The 21,979-nt window shown below is 63.4% G+C and carries 21 protein-coding genes and 2 pseudogenes; 6 read left to right on the top strand and 17 right to left on the bottom strand.

Translation table 11 applies throughout. The features are described 5' to 3' along the window. From JWQ24_RS13620 to JWQ24_RS13590, 7 genes are all read right to left on the bottom strand, one after another. A partial coding sequence (locus JWQ24_RS13620) for a phosphoserine transaminase (RefSeq protein ID WP_299808680.1) occupies positions 1–1,157 on the bottom strand: 1,157 nt, incomplete at its 3' end. 147 nt (positions 1,158–1,304) lie between these two features. Then, positions 1,305–1,883, bottom strand: a complete 579-nt coding sequence (locus tag JWQ24_RS13615; protein WP_299808684.1) for a glutathione S-transferase family protein — start codon at positions 1,881–1,883, stop codon at positions 1,305–1,307. A 51-nt stretch (positions 1,884–1,934) separates the two neighbouring features. Then, positions 1,935–2,804 (bottom strand): outer membrane beta-barrel protein, encoded by an 870-nt coding sequence (locus JWQ24_RS13610; protein WP_299808677.1) that lies wholly within the window; start codon positions 2,802–2,804, stop codon positions 1,935–1,937. Between the two features lie 146 nt (positions 2,805–2,950). Further along, positions 2,951–3,820: an outer membrane beta-barrel protein gene (locus tag JWQ24_RS13605; RefSeq protein WP_299808675.1), complete on the bottom strand. Its 870-nt coding sequence runs from the start codon at positions 3,818–3,820 to the stop codon at positions 2,951–2,953. A 218-nt stretch (positions 3,821–4,038) separates the two neighbouring features. After that, positions 4,039–5,286, bottom strand: coding sequence for an MFS transporter (locus tag JWQ24_RS13600; protein WP_299808672.1), 1,248 nt, complete (start codon positions 5,284–5,286; stop codon positions 4,039–4,041). A gap of 170 nt (positions 5,287–5,456) precedes the next feature. After that, positions 5,457–6,809 (bottom strand): phosphoglucosamine mutase, encoded by a 1,353-nt coding sequence (gene glmM / locus JWQ24_RS13595; protein WP_299808669.1) that lies wholly within the window; start codon positions 6,807–6,809, stop codon positions 5,457–5,459. A gap of 242 nt (positions 6,810–7,051) precedes the next feature. Then, complete coding sequence (locus JWQ24_RS13590) at positions 7,052–7,219, bottom strand: hypothetical protein (RefSeq protein WP_299808667.1); 168 nt, start codon at positions 7,217–7,219, stop codon at positions 7,052–7,054. A gap of 112 nt (positions 7,220–7,331) precedes the next feature. Here JWQ24_RS13590 and JWQ24_RS13585 point away from each other — a divergent pair, with 112 nt between their 5' ends. After that, positions 7,332–8,471: an alpha-hydroxy acid oxidase gene (locus JWQ24_RS13585; protein ID WP_299808664.1), complete on the top strand. Its 1,140-nt coding sequence runs from the start codon at positions 7,332–7,334 to the stop codon at positions 8,469–8,471. A gap of 42 nt (positions 8,472–8,513) precedes the next feature. Here JWQ24_RS13585 and JWQ24_RS13580 read toward each other — a convergent pair whose 3' ends face one another. From JWQ24_RS13580 to JWQ24_RS13540, 9 genes are all read right to left on the bottom strand, one after another. Next, on the bottom strand, positions 8,514–9,131 hold the full coding sequence (locus JWQ24_RS13580; protein ID WP_299808661.1) for a carbonic anhydrase: 618 nt from the start codon (positions 9,129–9,131) through the stop codon (positions 8,514–8,516). A 278-nt stretch (positions 9,132–9,409) separates the two neighbouring features. Continuing rightward, positions 9,410–10,036: a hypothetical protein gene (locus tag JWQ24_RS13575; RefSeq protein WP_299808658.1), complete on the bottom strand. Its 627-nt coding sequence runs from the start codon at positions 10,034–10,036 to the stop codon at positions 9,410–9,412. A gap of 78 nt (positions 10,037–10,114) precedes the next feature. Then, positions 10,115–10,957, bottom strand: coding sequence for a shikimate dehydrogenase (locus JWQ24_RS13570; RefSeq protein ID WP_299808656.1), 843 nt, complete (start codon positions 10,955–10,957; stop codon positions 10,115–10,117). A 63-nt stretch (positions 10,958–11,020) separates the two neighbouring features. Beyond that, positions 11,021–11,668: a YoaK family protein gene (locus JWQ24_RS13565; RefSeq protein ID WP_299808653.1), complete on the bottom strand. Its 648-nt coding sequence runs from the start codon at positions 11,666–11,668 to the stop codon at positions 11,021–11,023. Positions 11,669–11,701: 33 nt separating this feature from the next. Continuing rightward, complete coding sequence (locus JWQ24_RS13560) at positions 11,702–12,220, bottom strand: hypothetical protein (RefSeq protein ID WP_299808650.1); 519 nt, start codon at positions 12,218–12,220, stop codon at positions 11,702–11,704. A gap of 15 nt (positions 12,221–12,235) precedes the next feature. Beyond that, entirely contained in the window at positions 12,236–14,296 is a 2,061-nt protein-coding gene (locus tag JWQ24_RS13555) for an elongation factor G (protein ID WP_299808647.1), read from the bottom strand. 162 nt (positions 14,297–14,458) lie between these two features. Continuing rightward, on the bottom strand, positions 14,459–14,932 hold the full coding sequence (locus tag JWQ24_RS13550; protein WP_299808645.1) for a DUF992 domain-containing protein: 474 nt from the start codon (positions 14,930–14,932) through the stop codon (positions 14,459–14,461). Positions 14,933–15,113: 181 nt separating this feature from the next. After that, positions 15,114–15,632 carry a DUF992 domain-containing protein gene (locus tag JWQ24_RS13545; RefSeq protein WP_299808642.1) on the bottom strand — a complete coding sequence of 173 codons (519 nt, stop codon included), beginning with the start codon at positions 15,630–15,632 and terminating at the stop codon, positions 15,114–15,116. 225 nt (positions 15,633–15,857) lie between these two features. Beyond that, a complete protein-coding gene (locus tag JWQ24_RS13540; protein WP_299808639.1) occupies positions 15,858–17,060 on the bottom strand; it encodes a pyridoxal phosphate-dependent aminotransferase in 1,203 nt (400 codons plus the stop codon). Between the two features lie 420 nt (positions 17,061–17,480). On the opposite strand from JWQ24_RS13540, the gene JWQ24_RS13535 reads away from it, so the two are divergent. From JWQ24_RS13535 to JWQ24_RS13525, 3 genes are all read left to right on the top strand, one after another. Beyond that, positions 17,481–18,134, top strand: coding sequence for a glutathione S-transferase family protein (locus tag JWQ24_RS13535; RefSeq protein WP_299808636.1), 654 nt, complete (start codon positions 17,481–17,483; stop codon positions 18,132–18,134). Positions 18,135–18,275: 141 nt separating this feature from the next. Continuing rightward, entirely contained in the window at positions 18,276–18,455 is a 180-nt protein-coding gene (locus JWQ24_RS13530) for a hypothetical protein (protein ID WP_299808633.1), read from the top strand. 69 nt (positions 18,456–18,524) lie between these two features. After that, complete coding sequence (locus tag JWQ24_RS13525; protein WP_299808630.1) at positions 18,525–19,688, top strand: PQQ-dependent sugar dehydrogenase; 1,164 nt, start codon at positions 18,525–18,527, stop codon at positions 19,686–19,688. A 24-nt stretch (positions 19,689–19,712) separates the two neighbouring features. On the opposite strand, the pseudogene JWQ24_RS13520 reads toward JWQ24_RS13525, so the two are convergent. After that, positions 19,713–20,066, bottom strand: a pseudogene (locus JWQ24_RS13520) (DMT family protein). 327 nt (positions 20,067–20,393) lie between these two features. On the opposite strand from JWQ24_RS13520, the pseudogene JWQ24_RS13515 reads away from it, so the two are divergent. Next, a pseudogene (locus JWQ24_RS13515) lies at positions 20,394–20,858 on the top strand (PAS-domain containing protein); the annotation flags it as partial. 189 nt (positions 20,859–21,047) lie between these two features. After that, positions 21,048–21,896, top strand: a complete 849-nt coding sequence (locus JWQ24_RS13510) for a lysophospholipid acyltransferase family protein (protein WP_299808627.1) — start codon at positions 21,048–21,050, stop codon at positions 21,894–21,896. Positions 21,897–21,979: the final 83 nt, after the last annotated feature.

Below are 21,979 nucleotides of genomic sequence, written 5' to 3'. Positions count from 1 at the left end.
AGCGTGGCCTTGGTCGATGCAAAAGCCCAGTCGATCCACTGCGTCAGGATCTCGACGTCCTTGGCTTCGACAGTCGCCCCACACCAGATGCGAAGGCCCGCGGGCGCATCGCGGTAGTGCGCGAAGTCGTAGCCGGCGCCTTCCTTCTCCACTGCTGCGACCAGCTTCTTGGCGAAGTCGGCCTGAGCGTCGGCAGAGAGCGCGGTGATCGCGGGATCGATCACCTTCATGCACACCGAGGTGTTGGAGCGGATCGACGGGTCCGTGGCGAGGAAATCCACCCACGGCGTCTTCGCCTTCCAGTCGGCGAGCACCTTGGTGTTGGCATCGGCGCGCGCGATCAGCGCGCTGAGACCGCCGACCGACTTGGCCCATGCCAGCGCATCGAGGTAATCCTCGACGCACAGCATCGACGGCGTGTTGATGGTCTCGCCTTCGAAGATGCCTTCGTTGAGCTTGCCGCCCTTGGTCATGCGGAAGATCTTCGGCAGCGGCCACGCAGGCGTGTAGCTTTCCAGGCGGGCAACGGCCCGCGGCGAGAGCACCAGCATGCCATGCGCGGCCTCGCCGCCAAGCGCCTTCTGCCAGGAGAAGGTGACGACATCGAGCTTGGCCCAGTCGAGCTTCTGCGCAAACGCGGCCGAGGTGGCGTCGCAGATCGTCAGGCCTTCGCGCGTCGCGCTGATCCAGTCGGCATTAGGCACGCGCACACCGGAAGTGGTGCCGTTCCAGGTGAAGACCACGTCGGACTTCGGATCGACCTTCGAAAGGTCGGGCAGTTCGCCATAGCCGGCATGCAGCTTGGTGACGTCCTTGAGCTTCAGTTCCTTGACGATGTCGCTGACCCAGCCCTCGCCGAAGGATTCCCAGGCGATGGTGGTGACGGGACGCGGGCCAAGCAGCGACCACAGCGCCATTTCGACAGCGCCGGTATCGGACGCAGGCACGATCCCAATGCGGTAGCCGGCCGGCACTTCAAGCACTTCGCGCGTCAGCTCGATCGCAAGCTTGAGCTTGGCCTTGCCGACCTTCGCGCGATGCGAACGGCCGAGGGTAGCGTCATGGAGTTTTTCGGGGGTCCATCCGGGGCGCTTGGCGCAGGGACCGGAGGAAAAATGCGGCACGTTGGGGCGCGCAGTCGGTTTGGTCGCGGTCATCTTATCTATCCTTCCAGATAGCAAGCCTCCCGTTGGGGGGAGGTGGCCCACTGGCGTGGATATGGCAATAGCCGGAAACCGTCAAGCTGGATCGGAGCTATCACAGGTGATTGATCGGCATAGCGATAGTGCCCAGGCGAACCGCATTCACACCGACAGCGCCTGTTGGGCGTCTGCGATCCAGCGCCGGATCGCCTGATAGCCGTCGAGATGGAAACCGCCTTCATGGGCGACACGCGTATAGGCCAGCAGCGCGACATCGGCGAGGCTGACGCGGTCGCCGGTGAAATATCGCTGCCCGGCGAGATGATGCTCCATCCGCGCCAGCGCGGCATAACCACGCTTCACTTTCTCCGGATCGAGATCGCCAACCGTGCGGCCGAGATAGACCATCTGGAAACGGCACACCGAGATATAGGGCTCGTGGCTGTACTGTTCCCAGAACAACCACTCATCCATCTTCGCCTCTTGATAGGCGTCGGAGGGGATGAGATCGCTGCCGCGAGCGAGATAGCGGATGATGGCGTTGGACTGCGCGAGCGCGCGGCCGTCGCCGAGCACGACGACCGGCACCTGCCCTGCCCCATTCATCTGCAGGAATTCAGACGTGCGGGTTTCGCCCTTCGTGGTATCGACGGCAATCCACTGATAGGGACGCGCGAGGATGTCGCAGACCCACTTCACCTTCAGGCAGTTTCCGGAACTGAGATCACCATATATTTTCAGCATCACGGCGCCCTCCTCGACCAGCTCGACAACAACGCTTGTGTATCCCGATCAGAACCGGTAGCCGACACCAACTCGGGCGCTGTTCATGCTGAAGGCGACATCCTTGACCTTCAGCAGCCTGATATATTCCCATTCAGCGCGCAGGAACAGATTGCCGGCTACCAGCATTTCAGTACCAAGGCCGACGGTATAACCGCCGGTGATGCTGTCAACGCCGCCCTCGGTCTTTGTCGCGGGATTTGGCGTGACGTTGGTCGTGACTACCGAACCGACAGGTACCGGCAGGACGTTGATATCGTCCTTGCTGATATCGAGCGTGGCCGTGCGGCTGACATTGACGCGGCCGAGCGCGATACCGCCGAACATGTAGGGCATGAAAGTGCCCGCATCCCAGCCCGCACGCGCGCGCAATGTGAGGGCATCCTTGATCTCGCCAGTGGCGCTCCCGCTCAGGCGCGTATTATAGCGGTATGTATGGCCGTCGGGCGGCGTATCGCCGGGCGGATTGATAATCGCCAGATACATCTCGCCGTTGGACCCATTGCGGATGCCGCGCAGGTTGCTGTAGTTCACCTCGAAGCCGATGACGGCGTCTTCCCACTGCCAGTTGCGGCCGACAAAGCCACCGAAGCCAATGCCCGACGCATTCTTGCCTTCGAGCAGCGACCATTCGTGCACCGAATTCTGCAGCACGCCGTTGCGCAGCATGTAATCCGTCAGCGAAGCCGAGGCATGGCTGAAATCGAGATTGGCACCGGTGTAGCCAAACTGGCCGCCGGCATACCAGCGATCCCAGTTGCCCTGCGGGGCCGGCGCGTCGCGAAAGCTCCCGCGCAACACCGGCAGATCCATAAAATCGGCCGCTTGTGCGCTGCTCACCGCGCCCATGAACGCCACCACCGCTACCCAAGTCCGCATCGCAACTCTCCCTGAACGCAATCTCAACGCGATTGATCATCTCCTGTTAACGTTAATCAAAAGTTGCAAAACGCGTATGGAACAACGAAAACGGCGCGGGAAAAATCCCGCGCCGTTAAGAAGTCTTAAGATCGCTGCGACGTCGCTTAGCCCTTGCGGATCAGCGGCGGCGGCGGCGCGTAGGCCGGCGGGCTGTCCAGATTCCAGCGCACGCCGAGCTTCAGGTCGTGCGAGGTGATTTCCTTGAACTGCATCGGAACGCCACGGGTGAAGCCGGTGTAGTCCGAGACGGCTCCGGTGGTTCCGTCGCCGAGGTTCATGTAGCTGTAGCCGAATTCGACGGTCGTTGCCGGATTGATCTTGTAGGCAAGACCGGTGTGCAGCGCCCAGGCGAAGTTCCACTTCGATGCATCCGATGCACCGGCGAAGCTCGGAGAAGTGACGCCGCCGACGAGGGTTGCACCGTTGTCGGTGTAGTTCGCGATATTGACGCGCGCCATGCCGACGCCCGCGCCGATAAACGGCGTTACGCACCACCACGTACCGAGATCGACATAGCCGTTGGCCATGACGACCCACTCGGATTTTGTCGCACTGTAGTTGTTGACGCCCGTTCCAACGAGGCCCGCCGCCGGGAAGGTAATCCGGTCGGTACCCTTGAAGTTGGAATTTCCGCGATACTGGCCGGTGATGTCGCCACGCAGCCAGCTGTTGAACTGGTAGCCGATGCCGCCGCCGTAGATGCCGGCGGTGTCGAATCCGGTGGTCTCCTCAAGCGACAGGAGCGCCGCATTGCGGTTATCGCCCATGGCGATGTTCTTGACCTTCTGATTGCTGAAACCGATATCGCCACGCAGATACCAGCCGCCGAATTCTTCCGACGGCGGGGCCGGCGGGGCGTAATACGGCTGCGGCCCCCGCATCGCCATGTCGGCGGCGAATGCAGTGCCTGTGAAAGTTGCGCTGGACATCAGAGCGACAGCGCCGAGGGCCAGTATCGACTTGTTCCTAATCATTGGTTCGTCCTCATACAAAGGAGCACTTCGATGGCCCCACACTCAAAAACTCACGAGCGGACGATGCCATTAATTTCTTAAGCGGCACTTAACCCTAACAATTAAGGTTGACAATTGATGAGAGAACTTGCTGCGAAGCGCAATGGGGGCATACGCGCGCCGCAAGTACTAACAATGTGTTGATATCAGCGACGGTCGAAAACCATCGACGGGCGCGTTCAGCCCGCGTGCTTCGGCATCTTCGGCAGAAGTACCGCCAGAAGCCCGATGACCGGCAGGAAGGCGCAGGCCTGATAGACAAAGACGATACCCGTGCGATCGGCGACTTCGCCAAGCAAGGCCGCACCGATACCGCCCGCCCCGAATGCGAAGCCAAAGAACAGGCCGGAGATCATGCCGAAGCGATGCGGCACCAGTTCCTGCGCATAGACCAGGATCGCCGGCATCGCCGACGAAATGATGAAGCCGATGATGACGCTGAGCACGGCGGTTCCCATCAGGCCGACATGCGGCAGCAGCAGCGTGAACGGCAGCACGCCGAGGATCGAGAACCAGATCACGTAGCGCCGGCCGATGCGGTCGCCGATCGGCCCGCCGAAAAACGTGCCGACCGCGTTGGCGCCGAGGAACAGGAACAGATAGAGCTGCGACGCCTGCGTCGAGACGCCGAACTGATCCATCAGGTAGAACGTGTAGTAGCTGGTCAGACTCGACAGGTAGATGAACTTCGAGAACACCAGCACGATCAGAATGGCAATCGCGAACGCCACGCGCCGCGGCGTCGGCGCACCGGGATGACGCGCGATGGCTGCGCTGCTGCGCGGCACGATGCGCGGTTTGTACCAGCGCCCGATCTGCCACAACAGCACGATGGCGACAAAGGCGATCGACGAGAACCAGGCCAGACTGGGCTGACCGAACGGCACCACGATCAGCGCCGCCAGCACCGGCCCCAGCGCCGAGCCAGAATTGCCGCCGACCTGGAACACGGATTGCGCCATGCCATAGCGGCCGCCGGACGCGAGCCGCGCGATCCGCGCCGATTCCGGGTGGAATACCGCAGAACCCAGACCGACCAGCGCCGCCGCGATCAGGATCACCGTATAGACATGAGCGACGCTGAGCAGCAGCAGGCCGAAGAACGTAAAGCCCATGCCGATCGCCAGCGAGTACGGCAGCGGCTTTTTGTCGGTGAAGTGCCCGACGACGGGCTGCAGCAGCGAGGCGGTGATCTGGAACGCCAGCGTGATCAGGCCGATCTGCGCGAAGTCGAGCGCGTAGTTCTCTTTCAGGATCGGATAGACCGAGGGGATCAGCGACTGCATGGTGTCGTTGAGAAAATGCGAGACGCTGATGCCGCCGAGCACGAGATAGGCCGGGCTGGTGATCGCGGCGGGCACAGTCACGGGCTGCGTCACGACGGGCGTCGCCAACGTTTCTTCGGTGGCGATGACATTCTTGTTCACAACGGCGACTCACGACCTGGAGGGTGTTCCTCCTACGAGGTCTGGCTGCAGGCCGCCACCGATATTAAGCGATGGCTGCGATGCACGGGATTTGCTGCAACCGCGAAGTCGACCTCACCCCGCCGCGCGAAGCGAAGCTTCGTCAGCGGGGAGAGAAAAGAAGGCTACCGCTAAGCCGCAGAGGCGGCGGCGTCGCCCAGCGCGGACACGATGGTGTCGACGACTTCCTCGACCATGTTACGGTCGTCGCCTTCGCCCATGACGCGGATCACCGGCTCGGTGCCGGACGGGCGGATCAGCAGCCGGCCGTGGCCGTTGAGGCGCTTTTCGCCGGCGGCGATGGTGGATTTCACGTCGTCGTTGTCGAGCGGCTTGCCGCTGCGATAGCGCACGTTCTTGAGGATCTGCGGCAGCGGGTCGAACAGGTGACAGACTTCCGACACCGGGCGGCCGTGCTTCTTCACCACTGCCAGCACCTGCAAGGCAGCGACGAAGCCGTCGCCGGTGGTCGCGTAATCCGACATGATAATGTGGCCGGACGGCTCGCCGCCCACATTGTAGCCGTGCTTCATCATCTGTTCGAGCACGTAACGGTCGCCCACCGCGGTGCGGATGAGTTCAATGCCTTGCGCGTTCAGAAAACGCTCGAGGCCGAGATTTGACATCACGGTGGAGACGATGCCCGGCCTGGCGAGGCGGCCGTCTTCCTTCCAGCTCTGCGCGATCACCGCCAGCAGCTGGTCACCGTCGACGACATGGCCGCGCTCATCGACGATGATGACGCGGTCGGCGTCGCCATCCAGCGCGATGCCGATATCGGCGCGCATCTCGCGCACCTTGCGGCTCAGCGCTTCCGGCGAGGTGGAGCCGCATTCCTTGTTGATGTTGAAGCCGTCGGGCTCGACGCCGATTGAGATCACGTCGGCGCCCAGCTCCCACAGCGCTTCCGGCACCACCTTGTAGGCGGCGCCGTGCGCGCAATCGACGACGACGCGCAGGCCTTCAAGGCTGAGGTCGCGCGGCAAGGTGCGCTTGGCGGATTCGATGTAGCGGTCATGCACGCCGTCGATGCGGCGGGCGCGGCCGAGGCTGGCGCTCTGCGCGAGCTTCCTGCCGAGGTCCTCGTCGAGCAATTCCTCGATCTGTTTCTCGACCTCGTCGGACAGCTTGAAGCCGAGCGGGCCGAACAGCTTGATGCCGTTGTCCTCGAACAGGTTGTGCGAGGCGGAAATCATCACGCCGAGATCGGCGCGCATCGACTTGGTAAGCATCGCCACCGCCGGCGTCGGCATAGGGCCGACCAGCAGCACGTCCATGCCGACCGAGGTGAAGCCCGCGACCATCGCGTTCTCGATCATGTAGCCGGACAAACGGGTGTCCTTGCCGATCACCACGCGGTGGCGATGTTCGCCGCGCTGGAACACCAGACCCGCTGCCTGCCCGACCTTGAGCGCCAGCTCCGGCGTGATGACGCCGTTGGCAAGGCCACGGATGCCGTCGGTCCCAAAATATTTGCGGCTCATATCAACCCCCAGATTGGCGTGCCCGGACCATGCCCGGGCTGTCGAACCGGATCCCGGCGACTCGCCTTCAACACTCGCCTTGCGGCTTATGACGGTCTTATAGGGCCCCGCCTCCTAAAATGGCTTCAAAAAATATGATGAATCATTACCGGGCAGCGGGCTGTGCATATTTTCGCAAGCACTTGATCTAAAAACGCTATTTTCGATTTAGGCAAGCAACCAAAGACTGCAGCAAGGCACCGTCAGTCCTTGGGCTTGAGAGGCAGGTCGGCTTTGGAGTGCACCGGCTGGGTCATGCTGACCGGATCGGAGCCCGGAAAAGTCTCTTCCAGCCCCTCCTCGAGGGCGTCATCGAGCTTCTTTTTCTCGATCTCGGCGGCGGTGAGAGCTTTGTCATCCGAGCCCGGCATGGCAGTCCTCCTTCGCGCGAAGCAGAGCAGCCGCCCGAACGATCGTTTGGCTGCCGCCACAACCATGCTAGATGACGACTAAACAAGCAAATGCAAGAAGGGCCGGGACGCCATGAAGTACATCACCACGATCGCTGACCTGCGCGAGGTCCACAAGCGGAACGTACCGAAAGCCTTCTTCGACTATGTCGATCGCGGCTCCTATTCCGAGGACACGCTGCGCGCCAACCAGGCCGACCTGCAGAAGCTGAAATTCCGCCAGCGCATCCTGGTCGATATTTCCAAACGCGACCTCTCCACCACGATCCTCGGCGAGAAGGCCAGCCTTCCGCTGATCTGCGCGCCGGTCGGCTCCACCGGCATGCAATATGGCGACGGCGAGATCCACGCCTGCCGCGCCGCCCAGGCCGCCGGCATCCCCTACACGCTGAGCACGATGTCGATCAATTCGATCGAGGACGTCGCCGAGAATGTAGAGAAGCCGTTCTGGTTTCAGCTCTACGTGATGAAGGACCGCGGCTTCATCAAGGAACTGATCCAACGCGCCATCGCAGCGAAGTGCAGTGCGCTGGTGCTGACGGTCGACCTGCAGGTGATCGGGCAGCGCCACCAGGACATCAAGAACGGCCTCTCGGTGCCGCCGAAGATCTACAGCCTGAAGAACATGATCGACTTCGCCAGCAAGCCGTCCTGGCTGATCGGCACGCTGCGCGCCAAGCGGCGCAACTTCGGCAACATCGCCGGCTTCGTCAAGGACGCCAACGACCTGGAGTCGGTGTCGGAATGGACTGCGTCTCAGTTCGATACGTCGCTGAACTGGAAGGACATCGAATGGATCCGCAGCATCTGGCCGGGCAAACTGATCGTCAAAGGCATTCATGACGTAGAGGACGCCCGCGAGGTCCTGAAAACCGGCGCACAGGCAATGGTGGTGTCGAACCATGGCGGCCGCCAGCTCGACGGCGCGCCGTCGTCGATCTCGGTGCTGCCTGGCATCGTACAGGCAGTGGGCTCCGACATCGAGATCATGTTCGACAGTGGCATCCGCTCCGGCCAGGACGTGATGCGCGCGCTGGCGCTCGGCGCCAAGAGCTGCATGATCGGCCGCGCCTATGTCCACGGCCTCGGCGCTTACGGCGAAGCCGGCGTCACCAAGGCGCTCGACATCCTCGCCAAGGAATTGAGCGTCACGATGGGCCTGTGCGGCGTCAACACCATCGCGGAAATCGACGGCCACGTGCTGGTGAAGTAAGTTTGTTTCGTCGCGGCCGGCTGATGTGCCGGCCCCGACGATTCAGGTGAGCCAGCTCACCTTGCCGGTCGTGATGTCGTGCATGGCGGCCGCGATCTTTACTTCTCCGGCCTCGACCTGCGCCTTGATGACGGGACTGCGATCGAGCAGGCTTGCGGCGGTCAGCCGCGCGTTCGCTTCCGCTACTTTTTGCACCAGCGCGTAGTTGTGCGAGTCACGGTGGCCATCCGCAGCGGTCAACGTTGCCAGCGCGGGCTGAAAATTCTTCAGCAACTCGGTAATGTTGCCGAGCTTGACGTCGTCCACCGCGCTTTTGATCGCGCCGCAGAAGTTATGCCCGAGCACGACGATGGCTCGCGCGCCCATAACCTTGGTGGCGTATTCCAGGCTGCCTATGATGTCCGTATTGACGCAATTCCCTGCCACCCGCGCGCAGAACACGTCGCCGATACGCTGGTCGAACACCAGTTCGGGCGTCACGCGGGAATCGATGCAGCCCAAAATGGCCGCGTAAGGCGACTGGTTGGCCGCCGTCTCCTTCACCTGCGCCATCAGATCGCAATTGATGGACTTGCCGGACGTGAATCGGTCATTGCCGGCCTTGAGGCGGGCAAACGCCGCATCCGGCGCAGTCGACTTCTGGCGATCCGGCGTGAACACCGCACATTCCAGCGACTGCGCATGAACGGCTGTGCCCGCGAGAGACAGGCCGCCGGCCACGCATGCGCAAAACAAACGTCGAGTAATCATGACTCCCCCCACCCGGGTCGGCCTCCAAGGCCGACCCGGGTGTCATGATGCAGGGGTTCCATGGGAACAACAAGTGGAGATTGCAAACTTTTACAACACCCGTCATCTTTTGATGACCGGTATGGCTTCATTGCACGCGAGGGCAGGAAATGAATGAAGGTGTGCGCGATAAAGGCGTGACGTCCGGCTCACATCGGCGGGGTCAGGCCGTCCAAGCCTACATTAACGCGGGCTGTCTCGTAGCTGCCGTCCGGCCTCTTGTCGGCGCCCATGATGATGACCTTGGCGCCGGCTTTCAGCTCGGCCTTGGTGCTCGGCACGAAGGTGACGATTGGCGTATCCGGGCCGACCGTGACTTTCTTCTCGCCGTCCTTGTATTTCACCGTCAGCGTCTGGCCATCGGTGGCCGCGACCTTCTGGTCGACGGTGGCGTTGGTCATGGTGCTGTTGGGGCGCAGATCCCACGGACGGAAGCCTTCGCCGGTGCCGCGCATCGCTTCCGGAAAAATGTGGATCGCAATCGCCTTCTGGGTGCCGTCAGGCTGCGGCTGGCCGGTGACGCCGATATAGGAACCGGGCTTGATCTCGGCCAAAGTGGTCTTGGTGATGCCGGTGACCGTGACGTTGTCGGTCAGGCGCACGTTGCGCTCGTCACCGTCGCGCGTCTTGATTGAGAGGTTCGCGCCGTTGACGCTTTCGATAGTACCGCGAATCCGGGTCGGCTGCACCTGCTGTGCGAAGGCGAGCGATGATATCAACGATGCAGCGACCAGCGACGCCGCAAAGGCGCGGGCGGGAGATACAAGTAGAAACATATGATTTCCTTTGAGGATGGCGGAGAATGCGCCCCACGCCCTGCAGATGGAAACCCCGCGGCCCGATTGCTATTCCCGTCACGTCACTGTGAGATCGGCCTCGACCAGCGCGCGCAGTTCGGGAGTTACTTCCGGCCGCTGCCCGAACCACAATTCGAACCCGCGCACGGCCTGGTACAGCAGCATGCCGAGCCCGTCCGCGGTGCGCAGCCCGCGCCCGCGGGCCGCGGCCAGCAGCGGCGTCTCCAGCGGCACGTAAACAAGATCAGCAACCACCGCCGACGACGGCAGCGGCGACAGGTCGATGACAAGTTCGGGCTGCCCCTTCATGCCGAGCGAGGTGGTGTTCACCAGCAGACCGGCGCGCGGCAGGATGTCGCCGATATCATCCCACGCCATCGGCAGCACTCGCGACCCAAATTGCGTAGCAATCGCCTGCGCGCGCTCAAGGGTGCGATTGGCGAGATGGATGCGCTTGATGCCGCGCTCCAGCAGGCCGAATACAACCGCGCGCGACGATCCGCCGGCGCCAAGAACCACCGCGTCCTCGGCGTGGTCCCAGTCATCGGCGCAATGGTCGAGGTTGTCGATGAAGCCTTCGATGTCGGTATTGGTCGAGCGCAACGTGCCGTGATCGTACCACAGCGTGTTGGCGGCCCCGACGGCACGCGCGCGCTGGTCCGGCGCGGTGAGATTGAGCACGCGCTCCTTGTGCGGAATGGTGACGTTGCCGCCGATATAGCCGTGCTTCGACAGGTTCATCACGAATTCGGCGACGCCTTCCGGCGGCACCGATTCAATGCTGTAGCCGCCGGCAATATCGAGCGCGCGCAACCAGTGATGATGGATCAGCGGTGAACGCGAATGGGCCGCGGGCCAGCCGATCAAACATGCGGCGCGAGCTTTAATCTGGTTGGGCATAGATCATCCTTCGCCTCTACTGGAGGCGTACCTGTCACAGCAATCATGGTGAGATATTGGCTGTCAAATTCGGGCGCGATACGAAGCAATTGCAGCAATTGTGCTGAGCAACAAGGCGACGGCCGCCGCGAACCATACCGACGCCAGGCTGATTCGCTGATAGGCCAGCGCGCCGATCGCAGCACCCGCCACCAGCGCCGCCCACAGCAGCAGGTTAGGCAGCCAGGCCCAGCGCGGGCCGCCGACCAGCGCTGCGGCCAGCAGCTGCCCGACCCGGACAAGCGTGCCCGTCATGTAAGTCAGGCCAATGCCCGGCGCGCCCGGCTCGGCCTGGAACACGGCGTTCTCCAGGCCCATCGTCACGACCAGCGCCACGATGGTGAGTGCCGGCAAACTGATTTCAAAGGCGAGCGCGCCGGAACCGAGCAAGACGGCTTCGGCCAGCAACAACAGCCATTGCCGGTGCCTGCCGCGGCCGCGGCCGATCAGGCTGCCTATGCCAGCGCCGACCACGAACAAGGCGATCAGGCGCAGCGCCTCGATCGCCTTCGGCCAGTCCTGCTCCGCCGCCATCACGCCGAGCCGCGTCGAGTTGCCGCTCATGAACGATACAAACAATCCGCCCAGATGCAGAAAGCCGATGCCGTCGACATAGCCGGCCAGCCCGCTCAGGGCGCAGGCCAGCAGCAGATTACTCCGGGAAGTCAGCATCGCGGGAATTGTCCTCTACCAAGCTACCGCCAACTATTCAAAAGCGGCGCCGCCGGCGCAAGGGAGAACCGCGGTAAATTCGGCCACGCTGGCCCGATGCTCGAAACGCATTTTCGTCTTGAGGAAGCCATCGAACAGCGCGGCGTGACCGACGAATGACGTGGAAGTCGTGCGATCCCAATAGGCATCTGCCCATGCCAGAAACGCGGCGTGCTCGTCCGCACCGGCTCCGCGCCATGGCCCGCGCAGAACGAGGCTCTCGCGGCAAACCGCCGGACTCATGTCGAGCCAGATCAGCCCGCTGGCGCGCGATAAGGCGGCTTCGGCCAGCCATCCATAGACGCCTTCGATGATCCAGTTCGGCCGCGACGCAATAGCCGCGACCATCGCCTTTGCTTCGGTCTCGTCCCGCTTGTTTCCGACCCTGTCGAGCCAATGGATATGATCGAGATCGACCCGCTCACCACCGATGCGCGGCTCAAGCAACTTCGCCAGCGTGCTCTTGCCGGAGCCGCTGTTGCCGATGATCACGATGCGCGGTCCCAGGGTCATGGACCGCAGCCTACATCATGCCGCCACCCGATGCGCGGCGATGATCTGGTCGGCGGCGCGGCCGGCGACTTCGGCCATGTGGTCGAAAGCCCGCGTAAAGCTGCCGGCGCCGGCAGTCGCGGAGCGCAGCTCGACGATCAGGTCGCCGATCTCCGCCTCGGGCAGCATGGCGCGGACCACATCCCAGCCCGGCCAGCTATCGCGGGTGTCGAAGCCGAGGATCTGGCCGCGGCGGCCGGACAGAATGGCGTTGATCTTCGCCGTAGTGTCGGTCGGACAGACCACCTCCACCACATGGATCGGCTCCAGCAGCACCGGCTGGCACTGCGGCAGTGCTTCGCTGACGCCGATCCGCGCCGCGGTGCGGAAGGCGAGGTCGGAGGAATCGACGCTGTGGTAGGAGCCGTCGGTCAACGTGACCTTGATGTCGATGACCGGAAAGCCGAGCGGGCCTCGCAACAGCGCATCGACGACGCCCTCGCCGACCGCAGGAATGTAGTTACGCGGCACTGCGCCGCCGACCACCTTCTCCTCGAACGCAAAGCCGCCGGCGCGCGGAAGCGGCTTTATCTCCAGCACCACGTCGCCAAACTGGCCGTGACCGCCGGACTGCTTCTTGTGCCGCCCGCGCTGGATGATCGTTTTGCGGATCGTCTCCTGGTAGCCGATCGTCGGCGCGTGGGCCTTGGCATTGACGCCGAAGCGGTCGTGCAGCCGCTCCAGCGCAACGCGCAGGTGCATCTCGCCCTGCCCCCACAGCACCACCTCATGGTGGCCCACAGGGTTGACCACGCTCAGCGAGCCGTCCTCGTCGGTCAGGCGTTGCAGGGCCTGGCCGAGCTTGACGTCGTCCTTGCGGTCGGTAGCGGCAAGCGCCATCGCCAGCACCGGCAACGCCGGCGCGACGTTCACCAGCGCGGCCGGCGCGGTTTTGCCGGACGTCAACGTGTCGCCGGTCCGGATGTGATCGAGCTTGCCGAGCGCCACCACCTCACCCGCTTCCGCCGACGCGCGTTTACTGTCATGGGCGCCGTTCGCCGCCAGAATGCCGGACACCCGACCGCTTTCACCGGACGACGACTGCAAGGTCGCGCCGTCGTCGATCTCGCCCTGCAGCACGCGCGCCAGAGACAACTTGCCGCCATGCTGCAGATGACTCGTCTTCATCACATAAGCGAGCGCGTCACGTCCCGACGCGACGCCGAGCCGCTTTACGGTGTCGGCGATGTCCGGCGCCTCATGACGCAGCGCCTTCAACAGCCGCAGCACGCCGTTTTCGCGCAGCGCCGAGCCGAGCAGCACCGGACAGATCAGGCCCTCGCGCAATTCGCGGGCGAGATCGTCGAACACCGCGTCGGCGGGCGGCGCGATGTCCTCAAGCAACTGCTCCATCAGCGCGTCGTCGTGATCGGCGAGCTTTTCCAGCATCGAGAAGCGGGCTTCCTTCTCGCGGTCGAGATTGCCGCCATCGAGCGCGACCACCTCAGAGGCCTTGTGCTCGCGGTAGACAAAGGCCCGCTCCAGCGCCAGATCGACGAACCCCGCGATCAAATCGCCGTTCCAGATCGGAATCTGCCGTAGCACCAGCGGCACGCGCGATGCGGGTTGCAAGGTCGCAAGCGTCTCGCGGACCCGCTTGCTGGCGCGATCGATCTTGTTGAGAAACAGAAATCGCGGAATGTTGCGGTCCTCAAGCTCGCGCAGCACCAGCTGCAGTTGCGGCAGCTTGCGCTCGTCGGCCTCGCAAACGACGACCGCGGCGTCCACAGCCGGAATCGCCATCCGCATATCGTGGAGGAATTCAACGGAGCCAGGGCAATCGATGAAAGTGTAACTGTCGCCCATGAAGGTAGTGGTCGCAGCATTCAGGCCGACGCTCATCTTGTGCTGGCGGGCCTCGGTCGATGCATCGCCGGTGCTGGTGCCGGCATCGACGCTTCCGACCCGCGGGATGGCGCCGGTGCGGGCCAGGATCGCTTCTAGTAGGGTGGTTTTTCCGCTCTGGAAAGGGCCCACCAGCGCGATGCATCGTGCATGGCGCTGTGGACCGCGGGGACTTCTCAGGTCGTGTCCCATTGCCGCCTCCTGATCTGGAGCTCGGCCCTTGATTGGGTCGGCAACCGATGCTCCGCCCGGCCCGGCATTTTGGCAAGATGGAAACGTTGCTGCGATGCGGTGTTTCTTCCTCCCCGCGCAACGAAGCTGCGCAAGGCGGGAGGGGAAGGAAGAAAGCGAAGGCTACCGCCCCGGACGCAGTTCGAGGCTTTCGAGGCCCGCCGCGACGTTGATGCCGGTGGAGCCCTGCAGGCTGATCGGCTGCAGGGCGATGGAGTTGGCGGAGCCACCGACCAGAACATTGGCACCGAGGCCGACGCCGAACGAAGCCGAGCCCTGCGCGCCGGCGTAGTTGCCGGACAGGTCACCCATTCCGGCGCGGTCCACCGGTGCGAACACCGCCCAGGACAGAGCGGTCGATTCGGTGATGCCGAGATCGACGCCGAGCTTGCGAATGGTGGCGACATAGGGCTGGTCCGGGCGCCCGTTGGACAGCAGCACGCAACCGAGATTGGTCACGGAGCCGACGATGGACCCGACGCTGGCGCCGCCACGGCAATTGAGAACGCCGATCTGCACGGTCTGCGGCGACTGCGCCTGCGCGCCGAACGCGACGAGAGTAGCGGCAAGTCCCAGAAATAGTGGAAGGCGGCTCATGGCAATTTCTCCGTAAGATAAAGCAGAGCAATGAAGTGCCAGACAACGGTAAACGGGTGCTATCAAAAATGCACGCGCCGTCGCCGGTCGATAATCCTGACGATGGGTGACAATGGCACGACAAATGCCGCGCAATAAAAAAGGCCCGCTTTCGCGGGCCTTTTCCAAACCGTGTTGTCGCTTAGTGGTGACGATGATGCTTGCGCATGTGACGACGGGCACGCACCGGAGCAGCGGGGGTCAGGTCGAGGCTGACGATGCCGGCCGCAACGTTGAGGCCGGTCTGGCCCTGAACGCTGAGCGGCTGCAGGGTGAACTGGTTGCCGTTGCCGCCGAGCAGGAAGTTGCCGCCGAAGCCGACGCCGACCGACGCGTTGGAGCCAACGCCGCCGTAGCTGCCGGCGAGCGCGCCGCGGGGAACGCGCGCGTAGGGTGCGAAGGCAGCCCACTGCACGGTGGTGTTCTGGGTGAAGCCGAGGTCGAGGCCGAAGCGGCGGACCGTGGCGACGTAACCTTCAGCGCGGCCACCTTCGCTCTGGAACACGCAGTTCAGAGTCGCGTTCGAACCGACGACGAACGAAACGTTCTGGCCGCCGGTGCACTCGAGGACGCCGACGCGAACGCCCTGCTGTGCATTCGCCGAGGCGAACGACGCCACCAGCGCAACAGTCGCGATACCGAACATCTTGGAAATCTTCATTGCAGTAGCCTTTATTTAGGTTTTGGAACTGTGGGGGGACAGGAAGGAAGCGCCGTGTCCAAAACAAGGCGCTTCCGAAAATAAGGCGACAAATCGTCGCGATTTGGGCCGTTATTTATCTGACATGAAAGCCACTCCGTTCCGACACAATCGAAACGAAGGCCGCAGTTTATTGCTTAGACGCGCTTTCTTGACGCGAACCGCAATTCACTTCGCGCGAAACGCTTAGCGCAGGTTGGCGCAGAAGCGCTGAATCCGACCGCATGCGTCTTCGAGATCCGACGTCTTGGTGGCGTAGGAGATACGGAATGCGGGTCCAAGCCCGAATGCCGACCCCTGTACCACTGCAACGCCTTCGGTCTCAAGCAACTCGGTGACGAAGTCCTCATCGTTCTCGATAACCTTACCGGAGGGCGCGGTCTTGCCGATGGTGCCGGCGCAGGACGGATAGACGTAGAACGCGCCTTCCGGCCGCGGGCAGTCGAGGCCCTTAGCCTGGTTCAGCATCGATACAACGAGGTCGCGACGCTCCTTGAATACCGCGTTGTTAGCCGGGATGAAATCCTGCGGACCGTTCAAGGCTTCCACCGCCGCCCACTGTGCGATCGACGACGGGTTGGAGGTCGACTGCGACTGGATCGTCGCCATCGCCTTGATCAGCTGCACCGGACCACCGGCGTAACCAATGCGCCAGCCAGTCATGCAATAGGCCTTGGAGACGCCGTTCACGGTCAGCGTGCGATCGAACAGTTTGGGTTCGACCTGCGCCGGGGTGGTGAACACGAAATCGTCATAGACCAGATGCTCGTACATGTCGTCGGTCATCACCCAGACATGCGGATGCTTGACCAGCACGTCGGTGAGCGCCTTCAGCTCGGCGCGCGAATAGGCGGCGCCCGTCGGGTTCGACGGCGAGCACAGGATGACCCACTTGGTCTTCGGCGTGATCGCGGCTTCCAATGCAGCGGGCTGCAGCTTGAAGCCGAAGTCCGCGGTGCAGACCACCGGCACCGATTCGCCACCGGCCAGCGCCACCATTTCGGGATAGCTGACCCAGTACGGCGCGGGGATGATGACCTCGTCGCCGGGGTTCAGCGTCGCCATCAGCGCATTGTACAAAACCTGCTTGCCACCGGTGCCGACGATGATCTGGTTCGCCGCATAGGTCAGGCCGTTCTCGCGCTGGAACTTGCCGATGATGGCTTCCTTCAGCTCGGGAATGCCGTCAACCGCGGTGTACTTGGTCTTGCCGGCCTCGATGGCATAAATCGCCGCCAGCTTGATGTTGGCCGGGGTGTCGAAATCGGGCTCGCCGGCGCCAAGGCCGATGACGTTGCGGCCGGCTGCTTTCAGCTGACGTGCTTTATCCGACACCGCGATGGTCGCGGACGGCTTCACACGGTCGAGCGCAGCGGACAAAAACGACATCATCATCTCCTTGCAAACGTCGCGAACGCGTGGCTTGCGACTCTTCGGTGGGCGATCCTGTTGGGATCGCGGCACCCTAAAGCGCGCGACGCTGCATCGCAAGAAGGATGGCCGGAATGTTGCTGCGCAAACGTCGCTTTTCGAGAGCTTCCAGGGCGAAAGCCGCATCGAAGTTAATATATGCATGAGAAACGCCGCCGCGCTTCACGCACGTGTGATGCCGATTGCACCGCGCGGGGAATGAATTTTCGCGTGACGAAGGGCGGCAACCGTTTTCGACTTTTTCCAGAGTCGAGGGGTTGCGAGGTGCCGGTATCAGCATCATTGTCTGGACGCGTTGCCAGCCGAGAAGCGGCGCGTGACTTGAACGCGTGTCTTGGGCGCGTGACTTGCCCACTTTGATGGATCGAACCACCGCGCATGTACAAGCTCTATTCGATGCAGCGCTCCGGCAACAGCTACAAGGTTCGCCTTGCACTGGCGTTGCTCGATGCCCCCTATCGCTCCATCGAAGTGGACATCCTGCGCGGCGAAAGCCGCACGCCGGAATTTCTCGCCAAGAATCCGAGCGGACAGGTGCCGCTGCTGGAAATCGCCGAGGGCCGCTACCTCGCCGAATCCAACGCCATCCTGTGGTACGTCGCGATCGGCACCTCACTGGCGCCGGATTCCCGGATGGACCGCGCCGAGGCGCTGCAATGGATGTTCTTCGAACAGCATGCGCTGGAGCCGAACATCGGCGCTGCCTATTTCTGGCTGTGTCTGGTGCGCGGCGGCCGCGATCTTCAGACCCACGCGCTGGAAGACTGGATGGAGCGCGGCTATGCGGCGCTGCAGGTGATGGAAGACCATCTCAAGACCAACGACTTCTTCGCCGCCGGCCAGCTGACCATCGCGGACATCGCTCTGTACGGCTACACCCATGTCGCCGAGCAGTGTGATTTCGACCTCGGCAGCTTCCCAGCGGTGCGCCGCTGGCTGCGCCGCGTCGAGCAGTCGAACGGCTTCGTCGCCATGGACTGGCGGCCGACCTCGACGGAATTCGATACGCTGGACCTCGTCGCCGAGGCTTGAGCGCAAGAATAACGGTCATAACCGGCGATTTTGCCTCGTTTTCGCCATGATCGGCGGAATTCCCGCCCAAATCTTGCCCGCTGCCCCCTGCAGATTAGTAGTACGCGGATGATTCGTCCGCGATCTGAGGGATTTACGACCATGATCCGGTCGCTTCGCGTGGTTGCAGGTTTTGAACCCCGTCCTGCCGTGGTTGCTTCAACCCGGCTCGGCAATGCCGTCGCCGCAACGGTGGCGGTCGGTTGCCTGTCGCTGTGCCTGATCGTGACGCTGACGCTGCTGACCCTCAAGGTCGCGACCGCGATGCCACTGCCCGCCTGACGGCCAGCCATCCATTTGCATTCTGCGATGACAGGCATCGCCCGCGCCGTTGCGCGATGGAGCCATCCGATGAAGACGCCCGTGGTCTGGGTAACCGCGACGCTGACCGCAGCGACCGCGCTTACCGCCAGCTTCCTGATCGCCAGCACCTCGCGCAGCGAGACGACGGCGTTCGCCTCCTCCGCCGGCAAGCTCGACGTGCAGACCGTGGCCAGCGGCCTCGTCAACCCGTGGGCGCTGGCGTTCATGCCGGATGGCCGCATGCTGGTGACCGAGCGTCCCGGCAGGCTACGCATCGTCACGCCGCAGGGCGAGTTGTCGCCGCCGCTGCGAGGCGTGCCGCAGGTCTGGGCCACCGGACAGGGTGGGCTGCTCGACGTCATCACCGATCGCGGCTTCGCGCAGAACAATACGATCTACTTCTGCTATTCCGAACGCAGCGGCAGCGGCGGCCGCACGGCGGTCGCGCGCGGCCGGCTGGTCAATGGCATCGCGCCGCGGCTCGACGACGTGCAGGTGATCTTCCGCCAGGAAGGGCCACTGTCGTCGGGCAATCACTATGGCTGCCGCATCGTGCAGGCCAGCGACGCCAATCTGTTCGTCACACTCGGCGAGCATTCCAGCTACCGCGAGGAGGCGCAGAACCTCGCCAACCATCTCGGCAAGTTGATCCGCATCGCGCCGGACGGCTCGGTACCGAAGGACAATCCCTTTGTCGGCCGCGACGGCGCCAAGCCGGAAATCTGGAGCTACGGCCACCGCAACGAACAGGGCCTCGCGATCAATCCGGCATCCGGTGAACTCTGGGAAATCGAGCATGGCCCGCGCGGCGGCGACGAGGTCAACATCATCGGCAAGGGCAAGAATTACGGCTGGCCGGTGATCGGCTTCGGCATCGATTATTCCGGCGCGAAGATTCACGAGAGCACGGTGAAGGACGGCATGGAGCAGCCGATCAAGGCCTGGGTGCCGTCGATCGCGCCCTCCGGCATGGCATTCTACACCGGCGACCTGTTTCCGGCCTGGCGCGGCAGCGTATTCACCGGCGCGCTGGCGGGGCAGATGCTGGTACGGCTGTCGCTGAAGGGCGACGCCGTCACCGGCGAGGAGCGCCTGCTGCAGAATCTCAACGAGCGCATCCGCGATGTCCGGCAGGCCCCGGACGGCGCGCTGTATCTGTTGACCGACAGTTCGGCGGGACGCGTACTGCGCGTGGCCCCGGCGGCGAAGTAACGCCGATCGCGCCACCTTCGATCACTACCATTTGTGGAAGATGGCGAACGCGCCCGCCACGATGAAGGCGGAGCCGAGCGCCTGGTTCCAGCCGAGCGGCGCCTTCAGAAGCAGCACCGAGAAGCCGGCGAACACGATCAGCGTGATCACCTCCTGCATGGTCTTGAGCTATGCGGCCGAATACACCTCGCTGCCCCAACGGTTGATCGGCACCGCCAGCCAGGACTCGAAGAACGCGATGCCCCAGCTGACCATGATGACCAGCGGCAACGAGGATTCCTTGAACTTCAGATGGCCGTACCAGGCGAAGGTCATGAACAAGTTCGACGCGAACAGCATCGGGATCGGCAACAGCAATGGCGGGATGGTAAACGGCATCGGCCTCCTTTCAAATTCAGGCGGCAGCGCTGAGATATGGCACATGTTACGCTCGGCTTAACCACGCTGAATGCGATAATCGAGAAAGTCTTACGCATTGGTCAGGGGCAATCTTAACGCTAACGAAAAGCAACGATGGGAGATTCGGAAACGAGTCGTCATCGTGCAGTTCTCGTCTGTAGCCAGACCAGGAAACGGCACATGCAGCTCGACTGGAACATTATTCTTCACCCGGCCTTCAGCACGGCGCTCGCGCTGTTGATCGTAGCCGGCAGCGCCGTCGCCATCGGCCGCAACCGGCTCGCGGCCCGGCAGCGCGCCAACGGGCACGCCACCGCCGACCGGCTGTCCGCCGCGCTGGACCGGATCGACATCGGCGTCGTGCTGTTGAATTCCGACACCCGCGCCGAATTCATCAACCGGGCGTTTCGCGAACAATTCCGGCTGCCCGACGCCAAGGCCGACAGCAAGCCGCCGCTGATCGCGCTGATGTATCATTGCCGCGACACCCACGCCTTCGAGGTGCCGGACGACGAACTCGACGGCTTCATCGCAACGCGCACCGAGATGATCCGCGCTGGCGACCCGACGCCGCTGAACCTGCGGCTCGCCAATGGCCAGGTGCTGCGGCTGTGTTGCACGGCATTGCCAGATGGCGGCCGGATGCTGAGCTACACGCCGGTCACCGATCTGGTCCGTCGCAACGACAACTACGCCGATCGCGATTGCTATCTGGCGATGCGCGGGACCGGCGACCTGTTCGCGCCGCGCCATCTCGACGCCGCGGAATGAGCCCGCCGACCCAGCCTGTGGATAAGTACCACCGTCATTTCCGCGTCATTCGGCGCGACTAGCCTCAACTTTGCATCCAGCGGCTGCTCCCCCGTCGCCAGCCGGATGCCTTCAGCGGTCCCCGTCAGTTGCCGCGCTGACCGGGGCCGTTTTTTTTGCCCGCGGCGTCCGACACGGTATAAGCTCATCATGATCCGTTTCGTGTTCGCCTTGCTTGCGCTGACCTTGCTGGTGCTCGTGCTGGTGCCGTTCCAGTGGGTCGGCATCGCCTGCGGGCTGCCCTTGCAGCGCAGCGTGCCGCATTTGTTTCACCGCGCGTTCTGCCGACTGGCCGGCGTCCGCATCCGCGAGGTCGGCACCCGTACGACGGACGCGCCGGTGCTGATCCTCGCCAACCACGTCTCCTGGCTCGACATCTGTGTGATCGGCGCGCTGACACCAGTCGTGTTCATCGCCAAGAGCGAGGTCGCGAACTGGCCGGTGTTCGGCTGGCTGGCGAAACTACAGCAGACCATCTTCATCGAGCGCGAGCGCCGGCAGAAGACCGGGGCTGCGACGCAGGAGATCGGCGACCGGCTGCTGTCGGGCGACGCCGTGGTGCTGTTCGCCGAGGGCACCTCAAGCGACGGCGTCCGCATCCTGCCGTTTCGCTCGGCGCTGATCGGCGCGGTGCATCATGCACTCGGCGGGTCCGTGCATCACAAGAAGATCACGGTGCAGCCGCTGTCGCTGGCCTATGTCGGGTTCGGCGGCCTGCCGGTCGGACGCGCGCTGCGCCAGAACGTAGCGTGGTACGGCGATATCGACCTGATCCCGCATTTCATCGGCATCCTGGCCGCCGGAGCCACCGACATCACCGTCACCTGGGGCGACGCCACCGCCTATGACATGAGCGCCGACCGCAAGGCGATCGCGCGCGACGCCGAACGCAGCGTACGGCAGATGACCTCCGCCGCCTTGCGCGCCGATCCGCCGAAGAAGGCGATCGCCCTGCCCGCGCCCCAAGCCCCAGCAACAGCCGGGCCTGCCGTCGCCTGATCCAGCCGCGCAGGTGCCATGATGCCGCGCGGCTTGCCGCGGTTCGGTCCGCAGGCGATAACGCGTTCCTACATTCTCCGACA

The sequence above is a fragment of the Tardiphaga sp. genome (assembly GCF_028290495.1).
Taxonomy (GTDB): Bacteria; Pseudomonadota; Alphaproteobacteria; order Rhizobiales; family Xanthobacteraceae; genus Tardiphaga.
The sequence above is the reverse complement of the archived record's forward strand: the minus strand, read 5'-3'. Positions and strand labels throughout refer to the sequence as shown.